General features: G+C 65.4%; 13 protein-coding genes. 8 read left to right on the forward strand and 5 right to left on the reverse strand.

Going from position 1 to position 15650, the window contains the following annotated elements; genetic code table 11:
• Window positions 1-57: 57 nt before the first annotated feature.
• Complete coding sequence (locus tag AC1C2N_RS14830; RefSeq protein WP_495434404.1) at window positions 58-537, forward strand: nucleotidyltransferase domain-containing protein; 480 nt, start codon at window positions 58-60, stop codon at window positions 535-537.
• Window positions 538-576: 39 nt separating this feature from the next.
• Window positions 577-732 (forward strand): hypothetical protein, encoded by a 156-nt coding sequence (locus AC1C2N_RS14835; RefSeq protein WP_495434405.1) that lies wholly within the window; start codon window positions 577-579, stop codon window positions 730-732.
• A 23-nt stretch (window positions 733-755) separates the two neighbouring features.
• Here AC1C2N_RS14835 and AC1C2N_RS14840 read toward each other — a convergent pair whose 3' ends face one another.
• Window positions 756-1625: a CPBP family intramembrane glutamic endopeptidase gene (locus AC1C2N_RS14840; RefSeq protein ID WP_495434406.1), complete on the reverse strand. Its 870-nt coding sequence runs from the start codon at window positions 1623-1625 to the stop codon at window positions 756-758.
• A gap of 177 nt (window positions 1626-1802) precedes the next feature.
• Between AC1C2N_RS14840 and nhaA the strand changes: the two genes are divergently transcribed.
• Together nhaA and AC1C2N_RS14850 are read left to right on the forward strand one after the other, a co-directional pair.
• On the forward strand, window positions 1803-3686 hold the full coding sequence (nhaA, locus tag AC1C2N_RS14845; protein WP_495434407.1) for a Na+/H+ antiporter NhaA: 1884 nt from the start codon (window positions 1803-1805) through the stop codon (window positions 3684-3686).
• A 96-nt stretch (window positions 3687-3782) separates the two neighbouring features.
• A complete protein-coding gene (locus tag AC1C2N_RS14850; protein WP_495434408.1) occupies window positions 3783-4622 on the forward strand; it encodes a class I SAM-dependent methyltransferase in 840 nt (279 codons plus the stop codon).
• A 7-nt stretch (window positions 4623-4629) separates the two neighbouring features.
• Here AC1C2N_RS14850 and AC1C2N_RS14855 read toward each other — a convergent pair whose 3' ends face one another.
• Together AC1C2N_RS14855 and AC1C2N_RS14860 are read right to left on the reverse strand one after the other, a co-directional pair.
• Window positions 4630-6327 carry a bifunctional 3'-5' exonuclease/DNA polymerase gene (locus AC1C2N_RS14855; RefSeq protein ID WP_495434409.1) on the reverse strand — a complete coding sequence of 566 codons (1698 nt, stop codon included), beginning with the start codon at window positions 6325-6327 and terminating at the stop codon, window positions 4630-4632.
• 63 nt (window positions 6328-6390) lie between these two features.
• Window positions 6391-8535 (reverse strand): hypothetical protein, encoded by a 2145-nt coding sequence (locus AC1C2N_RS14860; protein ID WP_495434410.1) that lies wholly within the window; start codon window positions 8533-8535, stop codon window positions 6391-6393.
• Between the two features lie 129 nt (window positions 8536-8664).
• Between AC1C2N_RS14860 and AC1C2N_RS14865 the strand changes: the two genes are divergently transcribed.
• The 4 genes from AC1C2N_RS14865 to AC1C2N_RS14880 all read left to right on the forward strand — a co-directional run bounded on the left by AC1C2N_RS14865 (window position 8665) and on the right by AC1C2N_RS14880 (window position 12904).
• Complete coding sequence (locus AC1C2N_RS14865; RefSeq protein WP_495434411.1) at window positions 8665-9915, forward strand: amino acid deaminase/aldolase; 1251 nt, start codon at window positions 8665-8667, stop codon at window positions 9913-9915.
• Window positions 9912-11225 carry a D-arabinono-1,4-lactone oxidase gene (locus AC1C2N_RS14870; RefSeq protein WP_495434412.1) on the forward strand — a complete coding sequence of 438 codons (1314 nt, stop codon included), beginning with the start codon at window positions 9912-9914 and terminating at the stop codon, window positions 11223-11225. The genes AC1C2N_RS14865 and AC1C2N_RS14870 overlap by 4 nt, the downstream gene beginning before the upstream one ends.
• 122 nt (window positions 11226-11347) lie before the next feature.
• Window positions 11348-11914, forward strand: a complete 567-nt coding sequence (locus tag AC1C2N_RS14875) for a LemA family protein (RefSeq protein WP_108391541.1) — start codon at window positions 11348-11350, stop codon at window positions 11912-11914.
• A gap of 105 nt (window positions 11915-12019) precedes the next feature.
• Complete coding sequence (locus AC1C2N_RS14880) at window positions 12020-12904, forward strand: M48 family metallopeptidase (protein ID WP_483404652.1); 885 nt, start codon at window positions 12020-12022, stop codon at window positions 12902-12904.
• 66 nt (window positions 12905-12970) lie between these two features.
• Here AC1C2N_RS14880 and AC1C2N_RS14885 read toward each other — a convergent pair whose 3' ends face one another.
• Window positions 12971-14296: a hypothetical protein gene (locus tag AC1C2N_RS14885; protein WP_495434413.1), complete on the reverse strand. Its 1326-nt coding sequence runs from the start codon at window positions 14294-14296 to the stop codon at window positions 12971-12973.
• 102 nt (window positions 14297-14398) lie between these two features.
• Window positions 14399-15634 carry a winged helix-turn-helix domain-containing protein gene (locus AC1C2N_RS14890; protein WP_495434414.1) on the reverse strand — a complete coding sequence of 412 codons (1236 nt, stop codon included), beginning with the start codon at window positions 15632-15634 and terminating at the stop codon, window positions 14399-14401.
• Between the last annotated feature and the right edge of the window lie 16 nt (window positions 15635-15650).

A 15650-nucleotide genomic window follows, 5' to 3' on the forward strand; every position in this document is an offset into this window, starting at 1 on the left:
TCCGGATCCGTTGCCGGTAGACCTGTGGGCAGGAGTGTCGACAGATGGGGCGAGGTAATGCGCGGTAACGACGTCGTCGCACTCTTCCAGTCGGTCGCGCAGGCGGGGATCAGCGTGTGGGCTGCAGGGGGCTGGGCGGTCGATGCGGCAGTGGGTCGGCAGACCCGCGAGCACGGCGATCTGGACCTCGCTGTCGATGCCCGCCACCTTCGCGCGCTTCTCTCGCTCCTCACCGGCGAGGGTTTCGTCACGACCGTCGACTGGTTACCCTCACGACTCGGGGTCACCGCAGTCGACGGAAGACGAGTGGACCTGCATCCTGTTGAATTCGCGCCCGACGGCAGCGGGGTCCAGAGGGGGCTCGCGGGCACGAGCTTTGTGTACACCGCGGACGGATTCACGACGGGAACCGTCGAAGGGGTCGCTGTGCCGTGTCTCTCCGTCGAGCAGCAGTTGCGTTTCCGTCAGGGGTACCAGCCGCGACAGGTTGACGTGCACGACTTGAGGATTCTCAACGAGCTGAAATCTGAGCGCTGAATCGCTCGGCGAGCGACACGCGCCCGTTACATTGAGCACATGGAGATCATTTTCGTTGGGATCGTACTGGTAATCGTCGGTACGGCGATCAGCGTCACCGGTTCCTTGCGACGGATAGCGGATGCGACGGAGAAGACGGCAACGGATGTGGAGACACTGCTGTCGGAGTTCCGAAGAGCCGATCAGCGTCGCTGAGGGTTGTGGCCTGGCGTCGGTGCCTAAAGCTCGTCACTGATCCGCCCCCTGCGCACCCGATCGAGAATTCCCGCGACAACCGGGGCCAACGCGAACGGGACGACGCCGAGCGCGGCGATTGCGAACCAGCCGCTGACGTCGGTGACGGTGAGCGTGGCCCATTGCTCGCCGAGCGCCCACTGGGCACACAGTTGAAACATCGCGTGGAACCCGATGGTGGCGAAGACAGTCCCCGTGACGTGGCGCAGGTAGCCCAGCGTCAGTGAGAAGACAAAGAACAGCAGCACGCGGTCGAGAGTCGGCGCCGCACCGACGATGATGCCGGCTACGCAGAACAGTACGGCCTGAACGACGATCGTCAGCGAGATCGGCAGGCGCTCGGACAACACCCGGAACAGGTATCCGCGAAAAATCAACTCTTCGGGAATTGCTTCGTAAAGGATCACGAGCGCCAGAATGACCAGCCCCTGGCCGAGCACCATGAGCGGGGTTCCGGTCACCTCCAGTTGGGCGAGATTGAATCCGACTACGACGGATGTGGCGAGGGCGAACGGGACGAGATAGCTGAGCGCCCCGACCGACAGAGCCCAGAGTGCCCCTTTCCGGTAGCCCAGCTCGTAGTCCGAGGGCTGTGTTCGCTCCCACCGCAACAGCGCGGCGAGTCCTACGACGACCAGGACGAGGGTGAGTCCCGCACGAACGATGTGCGAAAAAAACGAATATTCCGGCCCGAACAGTGCGTCAGCGGCGATCCTGACTGACAGCCAGGCCAGGCACGCCAACAGGAACCCCGCGGTGATCCGCGCCCACCAGGGCCTGGGTGACAGCGTCGGAGGCCTGTCGCTGCCTTCCGCGGAATGGGGCGACAGCGGGGATGCACGCTCGGTGGGCATATTCTCGTATCCTTCGTCGTTGCGCCCATCATGACGGAACAGAAAGGGCCTCGGAAAGGGTTCTTTCCTGGTCGCCACAACACGGGTCGCAGTTGCGCGCCCGTTCAGTCGGGTCTATAACTGGGCACATCGTCACCAAAGTCGCACCCAGCCCGTCTTGTCGGAAGGGATATGGCTATGTCGAACCTGACAATAATCGAACAGTCTCCGGATCCCGAACAAAGCAAACTTGACGGGCGGCGACCTTCGATAGCGGAACGCATCCGCTCCATGGGGCAAGTCAGGGTCGGCGCGTTCCTGCTCCTCGGCGCGACGGTCGCCGCTCTCGCGTGGGCCAACCTCTCACACGGGTCTTACGACGGATTCTGGGACACGCACCTCACGCTGAGCGTCGGGGATCTTCAGCTGGACTTCACGCTTCACGCGCTTGTCAACGACGCCCTGATGGCGATTTTCTTTTTCTCGGTCGGCCTCGAGGTGCGGCGGGAATTCACGATCGGCGAATTGACAACGTGGTCGCGTGCCGTTGTGCCCGTGGTGGCGGCGCTCGCCGGTTTGACGCTGCCGGCGCTCCTGTTCGTGCTGGTGAGCGCGGGATCGGGGTACGAGCAGGCCTGGGGAATCGTGATCTCCACAGACACCGCTTTCCTCGTCGGTGCGCTCGCGCTGATCGGTCCGAAGGCACCGGGACGATTGAGGGTTTTCCTGCTGGCGCTGGCCGTCGTCGACGACATTGGAGCGCTCAGCATCATCGCCCTCGTCTACACGGATAATTTCAACCCGGTGCCGCTCCTGATCGCCGCGGTCGGTCTCACGGCGGTCTACTTCACCAGATACCTGCAGAGTGCCCGCGGCCTCGTCTATGGTTCACTCGCCATCGCCGTGTGGTTGGCGTTCCTCGCTTCGGGCGTGCATCCCACTCTCGCCGGGGTCGCGATCGCGCTCCTGGTGCCGGTGTACCGGCCGGACCGCCGCGAAGTGGAGCACGCGCTTGATCTCGCACGAACCTTCCGGCAGTCACCCAGCTCGGAGTACGCGAGGGCCGCTGCCAACAGCCTGCGCGAGTCGATCTCGATCAACGAGAGACTTCAGTCGAGCACCGCGCCGTACATCGCGTACGTCGTCCTTCCACTCTTCGCCCTGGCGAACGCCGGTGTGCAGCTGAACCCGGAGATCCTTGCTGCAGCTGCCATGTCGCAGGTGACGTGGGGCATCATCATCGGGCTTGTCGTGGGGAAAATGGTCGGCGTCTTCGGTTCGACCGCCCTCATGCGTCTTCTTCGGGTCGGCGAGTTCGGCCCAGGACTGACCCTCGACCGCCTGGCGGGAGGCGGTGCCCTCAGCGGGATCGGTTTTACCATCTCTCTCTTCATCGTCGCCCTCGCGATCGACGACGAGGCCGTGCAAAACGAAGCTCGTGTCGGCGTGCTTACGGCATCCGTTATCGCTTTTATTCTCGGCGCCTTGATTTTCCGGATCTCTGATCGTCTCCACCCGTCGGAAGAGATCGGTCGCACGCTGGTGCGCCCGGTCGACCCCAGGCGTGACCACATCTTCGGTCCCGCAGATGCACCCTTCACGCTGGTCGAGTACGGTGACTTCCAGTGCGGGTTCTGCCTTAAGGCCACGGGCTCAGTTGAAGAGGTGCATCGCGAACTTGAAGGCCGCTTTCGCTACGTATGGCGTCACGCTCCCTTGACCCGTTACCACCCGAACGCCCTGGCTGCGGCGGAAGCGGCCGAGGCGGCCGGGCTGCAGGGGAAGTTCTTCGAGTTTGAGCGGAGCCTGTTCAGCGATCAGGAAAACCAGCTTCCGTCACACATCATCCGGCGTGCCCAGGAGCTCGGCCTGGACGTCGAGCGGTTCGAAAGGGACCTGCGGTCCCCGGCGGTCGCTGCCCGGGTTCGTGACGACATGCTCGACGCCGAGGCGATGGACATTACCGCCGTCCCCACCTTCTTCGTCAACGGTCGTCGCCACACCGGCCCGTACGACGCCCAATCCCTCATCCGGGCCCTCGAGCAGAGCGCTCAGGAACCGCAGCCTGGCTCCCTGGGCTAACCGACCCTGGCCTCTCCAGAAACTGGTATTTGCGACCCGTGCGGACCGGTGGTGCCCGGCGTAGACTCACGCGCACCAGATCGCGAGGAGGCGAGCGTGGACATCGAAGCGGCGGTAGCGGGGCACTACAGTTCGGGCCAGCTCGAGGATGTCATTCTCGAGGCGCTCCGTGAAGCCGGCTTCGATCCCGACCACTTGGATCCCGGTGACCTGTTTCCGGTCGACGAGCTGCACGTCGGGGGCGCCGTAGCGGCGCACGAGCTCGCGGAGGCTGCCGGTATCGCCCGAGGTATGAGCGTGCTCGATGTCGGGTGCGGCATCGGCGGGCCAGCCCGGCTCTTCGCCTCGCAGTTCGGGGCGGAGGTGGTCGGAGTAGATGTCACCGACGAATTCATTCGAACGGCGATCTCGTTGACCGAGCGCTGCGGGCTCGGCGACGCAGTGACCTTCATGACGGCAAGCGCGCTCGCCCTTCCATTCGGGGCGGAGGTCTTCGACCGTGCCACCCTCCTTCACGTTGGGATGAACATCGAGGACAAAGCCCGGCTCTTCGCCGAGGCGTTCCGCGTGCTGAAGCGCGGGGGCGTGTTCGCTGTCTTCGATGTGATGCGCACGAGCGAGGGCGATGTCACCTATCCGCAGCCCTGGGCGTCGGATGCCGCCATCTCGTTCCTCGCGACACCGGTGTCGTACGGCGAATTGGGGGTCGCCGCCGGGTTCAGCGTGGGGGCCAGCCGGGACCGGCGTGAACTCGGCATCGAGTTCCTGACGAAGATGCAGAGGGCCGCAGCCCAGGGCGCGGACGCACCGGGGCCGCCCCGGCTCGGGCTCCCGCTCGTGCTCGGACCGGATGCCGGGAGGCGGGTGGGAAACTTGCTTACCGCCGTGCAGGCTGGTGTGCTCGCGCCGGTGGAGATCCTGTTCAGGAAGTCGTGAACGACGGCTATTTCGCCTGGTCGTAGCTCGAGACCGCAACGACGGTCAGCGCGAAGTTCACCGGAAAGCTGCCGAAGAGGAGACGGCCGGCGTCGTCCGCGGCCGAGGTAACGGCATCCGCAACCGCGTCAGCCAGGTGTGCCGGGCTGTTCACGATCACTTCGTCGTGGAGGAAGAACGCGAGATGAGGCTCGCCCCGTTCGTCGGCGAGTGCCCGAAGACGGATGCGAAGCCCTGCCATCCAGCAAAGCGCCCACTCCGCGGCCGTGCCCTGGGCGACGAAGTTGCGGGTGAACCTGCCCCAGTCTCTCGCCAGCTGCCGGGCGCGCCGCTCGTCGGCCGCGCCGGACTCGGTCCCGGCCGCTGCGCGCTGTGCCGCCCGCCAGTCGGCACCGGGGTGTGGGGAGCTGCGGCCGAGCCACGTGCTCACCTGGTCACCGCGTTCGCCGGACCGGGCGGCCTGTTCCACCAGTCCGATCGCCAGCGGATAGGCCCGCATGAGCTTCGGCATCAACCGCGCGCTCTCGCCCGTGGTCGCGCCGTAGAGCGCACCGAGCATCGCGAGCTTCGCATTCGCCCTCGTGTCGACGACCCCGGCGTCGACGAGTCCCTGGTAGAGGTCCCCTTGGCGGCCAGCCGCAGCCATCTTCTCGTCGCGCGACATCGCGGCGATGATTCGCGGTTCCAGTTGCGCGGCATCCGCAACCACGAGGGTCCACCCCGCGTCGGCCATCACCGCGCCGCGGACCTGTGCCGGCAGCTGCAGTGCACCGCCGCCCCGGGTCGCCCAGCGGCCTGTAACGACACCGCCGACCACGTACTCGGGGTGGAACCGTCCATTCCGCACCCAGGTGTCCATCCACGCCCATCCGTTGGCGGAGTTCAACCGTGAGAGCTTCTTGTATTCGAGCAGGGGTTCGACGACCGGATGCTTCTGCGAGCGAAGTTCCCATTTACTCGTGCTCGTGACCGAAAGACCCGCACGTTTGAGGGCGCGCAGGAGGTCCTGCTGCGAGTCGGGGTTGAGCCCGGGGGATTCCAGGAGCGCACGGATGGTGTCGGAGAGAGCCTCGAGCTTCTCAGGGCGCCCACCAAACAGAGGCCGGGGTCCGAGGAGTTCCGTCAGCGCCCGGTCGTGGACATCGGCACGCCACGGCAACCCCCGTGCCCTCATCTCCTCTGCAATCAGTGCGCCGCTCGATTCCGCGGCGAGGAGGAGCTGCAGCCTGGCCGCCGCTGCCGGCTCGGTCTCGGCTATGACATCGAGGGTCGCACGCTGGAGCGCGTACTCCGCCACAGCGTCGCGACCCCTCGAATCCCCGGGCTCGTCTGACGCGTCGGCGAGGTCGGTCATGTCGTCAAAGAGCGTTGTTCCGACGGCGACCTGTTCGGCCGGTGAGTCGTCCCACGCATTGAGTGCTGCCCGGGCGAGGCCGGTATCGCGCGCCGCCTCGGCACGGCGGAGGATGCCGTGACACAACCGGAGGTCGTGGCAGCGCTCAACGGTGATCCCCGCATTCAGCAGCACCGGATACCAGAGCGCGGTATCCTCCCACACCCAGCGGGGCCGGCTCTTTTCTCGCCGCGCAACTTCGGGAATGAACTCGTCGCGGGATAACGTCACTCCGCTCACCGTTGTACCCGACGAATCGAGTTCGGTGAGGGTCACCCGGCCGGTGGGGGACCCGCCGAGCACGATGAACATGATCTCATTCTGCCGGTACCCGCCGACGCCGATCGCCAGAGGGCGTTCAGGCGCGCGAGAGGGTCAACCGGCGGAGAGATTCGGTGTGACGACCCGTCGCCACAGCCAGAGCGAGATTCCGACGGCCCCGAAGGTGAGGAGAACGACGAGGACAGCGATTGCCGCGACCTGCTCCTGCCATGCATCGAGCGTCGGACTGAGGAACGCGAAAAGCACGGTGAACACAACGAGGGCACTCGTGAACCAGGCTGGCCGCGACCAGTTGAGGACGGCCCGGCCACTCAAATCGCCAAGCGGAACCATCATGATCGCCGCCGAACCGAGGGCTGTCATCGCAACGATGTTGACCAGTTCAGCTGCGAACGAGCCCGCGAAACCAACGGGTGTTCCGATCAGTGTGGTTGCCAGCCAGGCCACGAGACCGATCGCGAAAACCGCACCGATCCGGGCGAGGCCCAGCTGTCCGCGGTCCCGGCGGCTTCCGTTCTGCAACCCGACGACGAACAGCAGGCCGAACAGGAACGCTGGCTGGAGTTCGGCCACCCTGGAAACCAGAGCGAGAGCGGCGACGACCGGAAACGCGAGCAGCGACAGTCGCTGGGAGGGACTGCCGAGCCGGCGCCAGGCGGCAAATCGGATGGGGACCCAGGTGGCAGCAGCGTTGACGATGACCAGTGCCACCACGGATGCAACGAACACACGAAGGTAGACCGGCTGCCCATCTACGGGGCGGGCAAAGAGCACGATTGCGCCGGCAACGCTGAGAGCAACGATGGTTCTGACCCTGGCGCCCGGCGATCCCAGGAGGGGATCGGGATCGTCGTGGGTTGGCGTGCGGTTTCGTCCGGTGAGCGGAGCTCGGGCCGCGCCGTTCGCGCGCGGCCGCCCTTTCGTCAGCGTCGTCGCGAGCATGCGCGCGGGAACCAGCAGGAGGCCGATGGCCAGGATGGCGAGGAGAACGGCGCGGAGCCACGTGAGGTCGGTTCCCGGTCCGATCGCGCTCTTCACCGCTGTTGTGAATGGCGTCTTGTCTGCCCACAGTCCTTCGGGCGCTGGCGGCTGGGCAGGAATTGCGCCGGATTCAGTCGGCGCAGCGGATGGGACGGGCACCACCGGTGCGGGCGCCGGGCTCTCGGCGGGCGCGGTTGCCGGCGGACGCGAAGTCGATGGCGTCGACGCCGCTTGCCCGAATGAGATTTTCAGCGGAGGCGACCCGACGCCCGTGTTCGATGCGGCATCGCGTTGGTATGCCGTGATTGTCGCGTTCCCCGCAGGCATCGCCGCGCCAGTGCAACTCCACTGCCCGGCAGACACGAGCACGTCGGCGCAGAGCACGATATCGGCTCCGGATGCCGTCACCGCGAACACTGTGACTGTCGCCCCGGTTTCGCCGGTACCCGCGTACGCGGCCGGGCCGGCGGGAAGAGTTGCACCCGCCTCCGGCGTGGTTATTACGGGAGCGGGGGGTGGATCACGATCGAGCGTGACTCGCACCGGCTCGCTCGCCGCAGACCCGCCGGGGCCGCTGAACGGGGTGGACTGGGTAGCGCTCAGCCGCAGCACGCCGCTGGGGATCTCCGCCGGAAGCATGTATGCCCAGCTCCCGCCGCTCGACACTGGGGCTGTCCAGGATCGTCCGTCCGAAGTGCGCAGCGTCACCGTCGCTCCCGGGTAGCCCGACCCCTCGAGTAATCCACTCGAGAGCTCCGAGCTGCGGGAGTTGATGGTCGGAGGCAGGAGTACCCGAATCGGCGTGCTCGATGTCGACGGTTCGAATCCGGCCTGGAGCTGGACCGCCGTCAGCCTCACCGCCGGGCCCTGCGGGATCGAGGCCACGGTGCACGAGAAAGTCGTCGAATCGTCGGCGCGAACGATGCAGACGGGGTTGCCGCTGTCGCCGGCGTGCAGCTGGATCGTCGATCCGGCGGCTTTGGTGCCAGACACCGTAAACGGGACGGAGTCGATGAACTGACCGTCAACCGGAGAGATGAGTGTGACCGGGGCTGCAACGGGCGGCGGGGAGGGGGCGGGCGGCGCCGGCTCCGCGAACGCGGGCGCCGGGCCAAGGGCGGCGAAGAGCGAAAGGGTGAGCGAGGCGACGATCGTCGCAACGAGTCGCGCGCGTCCCGACCCGGGGGATCGCGGAAGCCGCCCTGTCGACAACGCCGACGAGCCCCCCGGTTGCTGTGTTGCTGAAAAGATCCCCACCTTCCTCCCATTTGAAGCCGATTGACCCAACAAGTCAACAGCGCCACACCCAGTTGGAGGGCCTTTCTCAGATTGTGCGGCATCCGATTCGCCGGGGTCGGCATACTGGGTATGACGGGGAGGATTCAGATGGCCATAACACTCTCTGCCAACGGGCGCGCAGAGAGCTCGCCCGCCCCCTGGCTCACCCCCGAACTGTTCTGGCCGGAAATCGACGCCGCGACGAGATCGATCGAGACTCCGTTGGGCGTGCTCCACCTTGGCGCGCTTCGGTTCAACGCCCACGACATGGTCCGCCGGGCAGGCGGAAAGCCGATCAGGGTGGCCACCAAATCCGTTCGCGTCCGTTCGGTCATTGATTCACTGCTGGCGACTGACGGGTATCGCGGTGTGCTCGCTTTTACCCTTCCAGAGGCGATCTGGCTCGCGGATGACATAGATGATGTCGTTGTCGGGTATCCGACCACGGATAGACAGGCCCTCGGCCGACTCGCGTCCGATGAGAAGCTCGCTGCCCGGATCACGCTCATGGTGGACTCCGTCGATCAACTGGACTTCATCGATGCCTGCATTCCCCCGAACGCGCGCGCTCGCATCCGGGTGTGCATCGAGTTCGATGTCGCGTGGCGGACGGCGGGTCCGCTCGGCACCATCGGGGTTCTGCGATCGCCGATCTGCACCGCCGCCGACGCTGAGCGTTTCGCGCGGGTCATCGTTCGCCGACCGGGATTCGAACTCGTCGGGATGATGGCGTACGAAGCGCAGATAGCCGGACTTGTCGACGACGTACCATCGCGGAATGCCCGCTCTGCGGGAATGCGGTGGCTGAAACAGCGGTCGATCGGTGAGCTCACCGAGCGTCGTGCCGACGCCGTCGCGGCGGTCCGCCGCGTTGCCGACCTCGAGTTCGTCAACGGGGGAGGGACCGGCTCGCTGGAATCGACGAGTGCCGACGATTCGGTGACGGAGATCGCGGCGGGGTCCGGACTGTTCGGTGGCCATCTCTTTGACGACTACAGAAACTTCAACCCAGCGCCGGCCGCGAGCTTTGCGTTGTCGGTCGTGCGGAAACCGAGGGAAGACACGGTGACGCTGCTCGGAGGGGGATGGGCGGCCTCCGGCCCGCCTGGGCGCGATCGCCTCCCGCGACCCGTCTGGCCCGAAGGGCTCAGTATGCTCCCGCGGGAGATGGCGGGTGAGGTCCAGACGCCGTTGGTCGGGCGCCGAGCGGCAGCGCTGCACCCCGGCGACCGGGTCTGGTTCCGGCACACTAAATCCGGCGAGCTGAGTGAGCACCTCAATTCCTTCTCCGTCGTCGACGGCGGTCGGATCATCGACACGCTGCCCACCTATCGGGGCGAGGGGAAGGCCTTTCTGTGACGGCAACCGGAGCCATGTGGCACAACTGGGCGCGGACCGAGAAGGTCGTGCCGCTACGAGTGGAGCGGCCGAGGACGACGGCGGCCCTGCAGCGCGCCGTCCGCGCCGCAGCGGGCAGCGGGATTCCCATCAAGGCGGTCGGGGCCGGGCATTCCTTCACGGGAATAGCAGTAGCCCCCGGCATCCAGCTCGAACTTGAGGACCTGAGCGGGTTGAGCGGAGAGCCGACGGGCGACGGGCTCGTCACCTTCCTGGCCGGTACGCGACTGCACGACATCCCTCGGCTGCTCGCGCCGTACGGACTGGCGATGGAGAACCTCGGTGACATTGCTGCGCAGAGCATCAGCGGTGCAATCTCCACCGGCACGCACGGCACCGGTGCGCGGTTCGGCGGCATCGCCGGCCAGGTGCGCGGGGTGGTTATGGTTACGGCATCCGGTGACCTTCTCGAGATCAACCGCGACTCTCACGCCGACCTGCTTCCCGGCGTTGCACTCGGCCTCGGGGCACTCGGCATGCTCGCCGAGATTACGGTCCAGTGCGTGCCTCGCTTCGTGCTGCACGCTGTCGAGCGACCGGAGCCGCTCGACGACGTGCTTGACACCGTGCTCGACAGGGCCGCGGCCGCCGACCACTTCGAGTTCTACTGGTTTCCGCACACCCGGACGGCGCTGACCAAGACCAACACCCGCATGCCATCCGGGACGCAGGCGAAACCGCTCGGCCGCGTGTCCCGATTCGTGGATGAAACGGTGCTGGCCAACGGCGTCTACCGCGTGACCTGTGCGACTGCTGTCGTCGTGCCTGCCATCATCCCTCGCGTGAATCTCCTGGCGGACAAGCTCACGGGAAACCGGACGTTCACCGATGTGTCCCACCGGGTCTTCACGACCAGGCGGACCGTCAAGTTTCGCGAAATGGAATATGGCATCCCCGCTGAGCTCGTCCCCGCAGCGGTCCGCGATATCGAGGCGCTCATCGAACGCAAGGGATGGCGGATCAGCTTCCCCATCGAGGTGCGATTCGCCGCGGCCGACGAACTATGGCTGTCGACCGCGTACGGCCGCGCGACCGGCTACATCGCCGTGCACAAGTACTACCGCGAGCGCTCGACGGCCTATTTTTCCGCGGTCGAGTCGATCCTCCGTGGCTACGGCGGACGGCCGCACTGGGGAAAGATCCACAGCCAGAATGCCGCCGATCTCGCTGAGAGTTACCCGCACTTCGGTGACTTCCTGGCAGCGCGCGATCGGCTGGACCCGCGCCGGCTGTTCAGCAACCCGTATCTGGAGAGGGTGCTCGGTGCCTGAACGTCCCCGCCGAGGATTTGCCCTGAAAGAGGGCGGATCGTCGGGACCGGGACAGACGGTCACCGGTAGAATAGAGAGACCAGTCGAGTTCGAACCGCTAGCAAACCTTTAGGAGCACACGCATGGAATGGCTCATTCCTGTACTCATCATCGTCGCGCTGGCGGTTATCGTCGGCATTTACTTCTGGGTCACCTACAACTCACTGGTGTCTCTGAACGTGCGCGTTGACGAGGCGTGGAGCGACATCACGGTTCAGCTCAAGCGCCGTGCCGACCTTATCCCCAACCTGATCGAGTCGGTCAAGGGATACGCGGCTCACGAGAAGGCCGTCTTCGAGAATGTGACGCGCGCGAGGGCCGAAACGCTGTCTGCGCAGGGTCCGCACGATGCATCCGCCGCTGAGAACCACATGCAGCAGGCCCTCAAGTCGATCTTTGCCGTGGCCGAGGCCTACCCGCAGTTGCAGGCGAGCCAGAACTACCTGCAGCTTCAGGGTGAGCTGGTCGACACCGAAGACAAGATCCAGGCCTCTCGCCGGTTCTACAACGGTGGCGTTCGCGAACTCAACACGAAGATCAAGGTCTTCCCGAACAACCTCATCGCAAAGAACCTCGGATTCAGCGAACGCGAGTTCTTCGAGGTCACTGACAACGCAGCGATCGCCGAGCCGCCTCGCGTGCAGTTCTAGCGAAGCAAGACTTTATCCTCACAGGGGCTCGGGCGCGGCGGAAGCTGCGCGCTCGAGCCTTTGTTGTATCCACTGACTTTGTCGTATCCGTTGAAAGGACACTGAATGTACAGGGCGATCCGTAAGAACAAGGTGAACACAGTGCTCATCATCCTGTTCTTTCTGCTGATCATCGGCGGACTCGGAGCCCTGGCCGGGTATGTCTACAACAGCCCGAGCATCACGGTACTGACCCTCGTCGGTGCGACGCTGTATGCCGTCTTCCAGTACTTCTTCGCCGCGAGCCAGACCATCGCCATGAGCGGTGGGCGCGAGATCGAGAAGCGGGACAACCCGCGGCTCTACCGGATCGTGGAGAACCTCGCGATCACGACCGGTTCGCCGATGCCGAAGGTCTATCTCATCGATGACCCCGCGCCGAACGCCTTCGCCACCGGTCGCGACCCGGAACATGCGTCGGTAGCCGCCACGACGGGGCTGCTCGAGATTCTCACTGATTCCGAGCTTGAGGGAGTCATGGCCCACGAGCTGGGACACGTGCGCAACTATGACATCAGGGTCTCGATGATCGTCTTCGGTCTCGTGGTTGCCGTTGGTTTTATCGCCGACATGTTCCTTCGCCTCGCGTGGTTTGGCGGGGGCAACCGCAACAACAACTCGGGCGGTAACCCGATCGTGCTGATCTTCGGGCTCGTCGCCATGATCATCGCGCCGTTGCTCGCGAGCCTCGTCCAACTGGCTGTTTCTCGCCAGCGCGAGTACCTCGCCGACGCGACAGCGGCGCTGACGACGCGGCACCCGGATGCCCTCGCGAGCGCGTTGCAGAAGCTCGAGGCGTACGGCAGGCCGATGAGGCGCCAGAACACGTCGATGGCACACCTGTGGATCGCAGACCCGGCAAAGCCGAGCAGGGTTGAGCGCCTGTTCTCGACGCACCCGCCGATTGCGGACCGGGTCGCCCGACTTCGCGAAATCGGCGGCGGTTTCTAACGCCGCTCACAGAAAAAGACGGGACGAGCCTTTCGGCTCGCCCCGTCTTTCGTTTGGTGTTATCGGTTAGTAGACATCCTCGATTTTGACGTCGTCTCCGTCGATGACGATGCTGCCGTTGATCGCCCAGTCGTCCCACGGGTAAACGTAGGTGCCCTGGCCGCCCGGGTAGGACAGTTCGCCCGTTGCTGTTCCGGTGACCTTGCCCTGCTTGGCGGTGAAGTACGCGCCGGACTCATCGACCGTAACCACCGGGTACTTGTCGACCTTGTATGAGAAGGTCGGCTCACCGCTGAAGTCGAAGTAGTACAGGCTGCGAAGGCCGCAGTTCTCCGGGTTCGGAACGGTCTGTGTCGCGCAGGTGTCGAGGTAGGCGTTGACCTGCTCCTGGACCGCGGCGGTCAGTTCCTCGGTCGGCGTGAGCTCGAGGTCGATCGAGTCGTAGGACGCCTTCGAGCCTGTGGCAGCGACGAAGGTCTGCGCCTCGGCCTCGAAGAAGCTGCTCTCCGGAGCCCCGATCTCGTATGCGGCCGGGTAGGCGAGAAGTTCGTAGTTCTTACCGAAGCTGACGTCGGTGCCGTTGACCGACACCATCTCGCCCTCGCTCGTGTAGACGAAGACGGAGGCCAGCAGCGGCTTGTCGATGGTCCACTTGTCGAAGAAGAGACCCTGCTTGCCGTCCTTGCTGAGCTGCACGATTCCGTCATAGGCGGTGCCGTCGACGCTGTAGCTGACCTCGACGTCCGCAGAGTCGCCCCGGGTGCTGACGTCCACAATCTTCGGGTTCTTCATCAGCGCCTTCGACTCCTTGAGGATGTCGTCGGAGAGAAGGGCTGCTGCGTCCTTCTTCACACCGGGATCGACGAGCTTGTTTGCAGTCGATGCCTTGCCCTGGCTGATCGCCGTCAGGTAGCTCTTGACGGTCGCCTCTGGGCCGTACTGGCTCTTGTTCACCATGTTGATCACAACGATCGCGATGACGAGCAGAAGAACCAGTGCGCCGGCGATGGCGCTGAAGAGGATGATCTTCTTCTTCTTCTTGGGGTCAGCCGGTGGGCGAGGGCTGCTCTGGGGGAAGGATCCTCCACCCTGTCCGCCGTACGCACCGGGCTGGGGGAACCCGCCCTGGCCAGCGCCCTGTCCATAGGGTTGCTGCGGTGCGGACGCGTTCGGGTCTCCCTGGCCGTATGGCGGTGTAGCCCCCGCTGGTGTCGATGCCGGCTGCCCCGGAGCCTGGCCGTACGCGTTCTGTGCGTAGTTCTGGCCCTGCGAGTACGCCTGGTCCGAGGGGTTGGCTCCCGTGCCATCCGTTGGCTGCTGTGGCGCATTAGGGGTATTCCCGTTCGGCACCGAGCTGTCGCCCCCGTGAGAATCTGGTGTCTTGTCATCCATGACCATTGGGAAAGTGCTGCCTTTCGTCGGAGTGTGATCGAAGCAAACCTAACACCAGTGCGGATGGCCCCGTGGCCGCTTCAGCCGCGAAAACACGCCAAATTATGGGGAGTTGTCCCCATCTGGCCCGACAGGTACGCGCAGTGCGCTGGCGAGACCCCCAGATAGGGTGCCACGCCCCGTGACGGTGACCTGCTCGGCACCCTGCCAGCGGGCAGTTTCGGTGATCAGCGCGGCCAGGCGGTCAGCGGTGTCTGGCGGTGCGCCGGGTTCGAGCCAGGCCGCTTGAACGCGAAGTGTCTTCGACTGGCGGTCGTTCTTGAGATCGACCCGGGCGGCGATGGTGTCGTCGAGGAGGACAGGAAGCACGTAATAGCCGTGGACGCGCTTGTGCCTGGGGGTGTAGATCTCGATCCGGTAATGGAACCCGAACAGTCGCTCGGCCCGCGGCCGTGCCCAGACCACCGGGTCGAAGGGAGAGAGCAGGGCATCCGCTGAGATCGACCGCGGCCGGCGTGCCGTACTCGCGAGCCAGGCCGGTCGCGGCCGGGCACCGCGCATCCAGCCCGGGACCGTGACGGGGACCAGATCGCCCGCATCCTCGAGTTCGGCGACCGCTGTCTTCGCGTCGGCGAGAGGCAGCCGGAAGTAGTCGGCGATATCGTCCAGGGTTCCGACGCCGTGGGCGGTGGCCCCCTTCCTCACGAGCTCACGGATGGCGTCGCCGCGACTGACGCCACGGTTGAGGATGCTCTGGGGCAGGATTTGTGAGGCGAGCGCGTACCGCCGCTCGAATCCGGATCGGCCGGCCGACACTATCTCGCCCCAGCGGAACAGTGTTTCGAGCCCGATTTTCACGTCGGACCAGCCCCACCACGGACCGGTTCGCCGGTTCGCGTCGTGCTCGATCTCACTCGCCGCGAGCGGCCCCTTATCCGCCAACTCGCAGCGGAGCCACTCGAGGAACGGCCCGTTGGCATTCGCCCAGCTGTCGGGATCTGCCATGCTCCGCTCTCGAAAGGCGTCCATCCGCCAGCGGAACAGGGGCCAGGAATCCACGGGCATCACTGTCGCCTCGTGACCCCAGTACTCGATGTAGCGCCCCGGCCGAAAAGTGAGCCGATCGAGGGCCTGTTTGTCGTACGCACCGAGCCGCGCGAACACCGGAAGGTAGTGGCTGCGTTCGAAGACGTTGACGGAGTCGATCTGGAGAACCTCCGCGCGCTCGATCACGGCGTTCAGCTGGCGCGTGCCGACGGTAGAGGGCTGCGGACGCCCGAACCCCTGTGCGGCGAGAGCGATCCGGCGGGCAAGAGAGGGTGAGAGCGAGTCAGTCATCGGCACGAGGTTAGCG

The sequence above is a fragment of the Mycetocola sp. Y791 genome, from assembly GCF_059445325.1.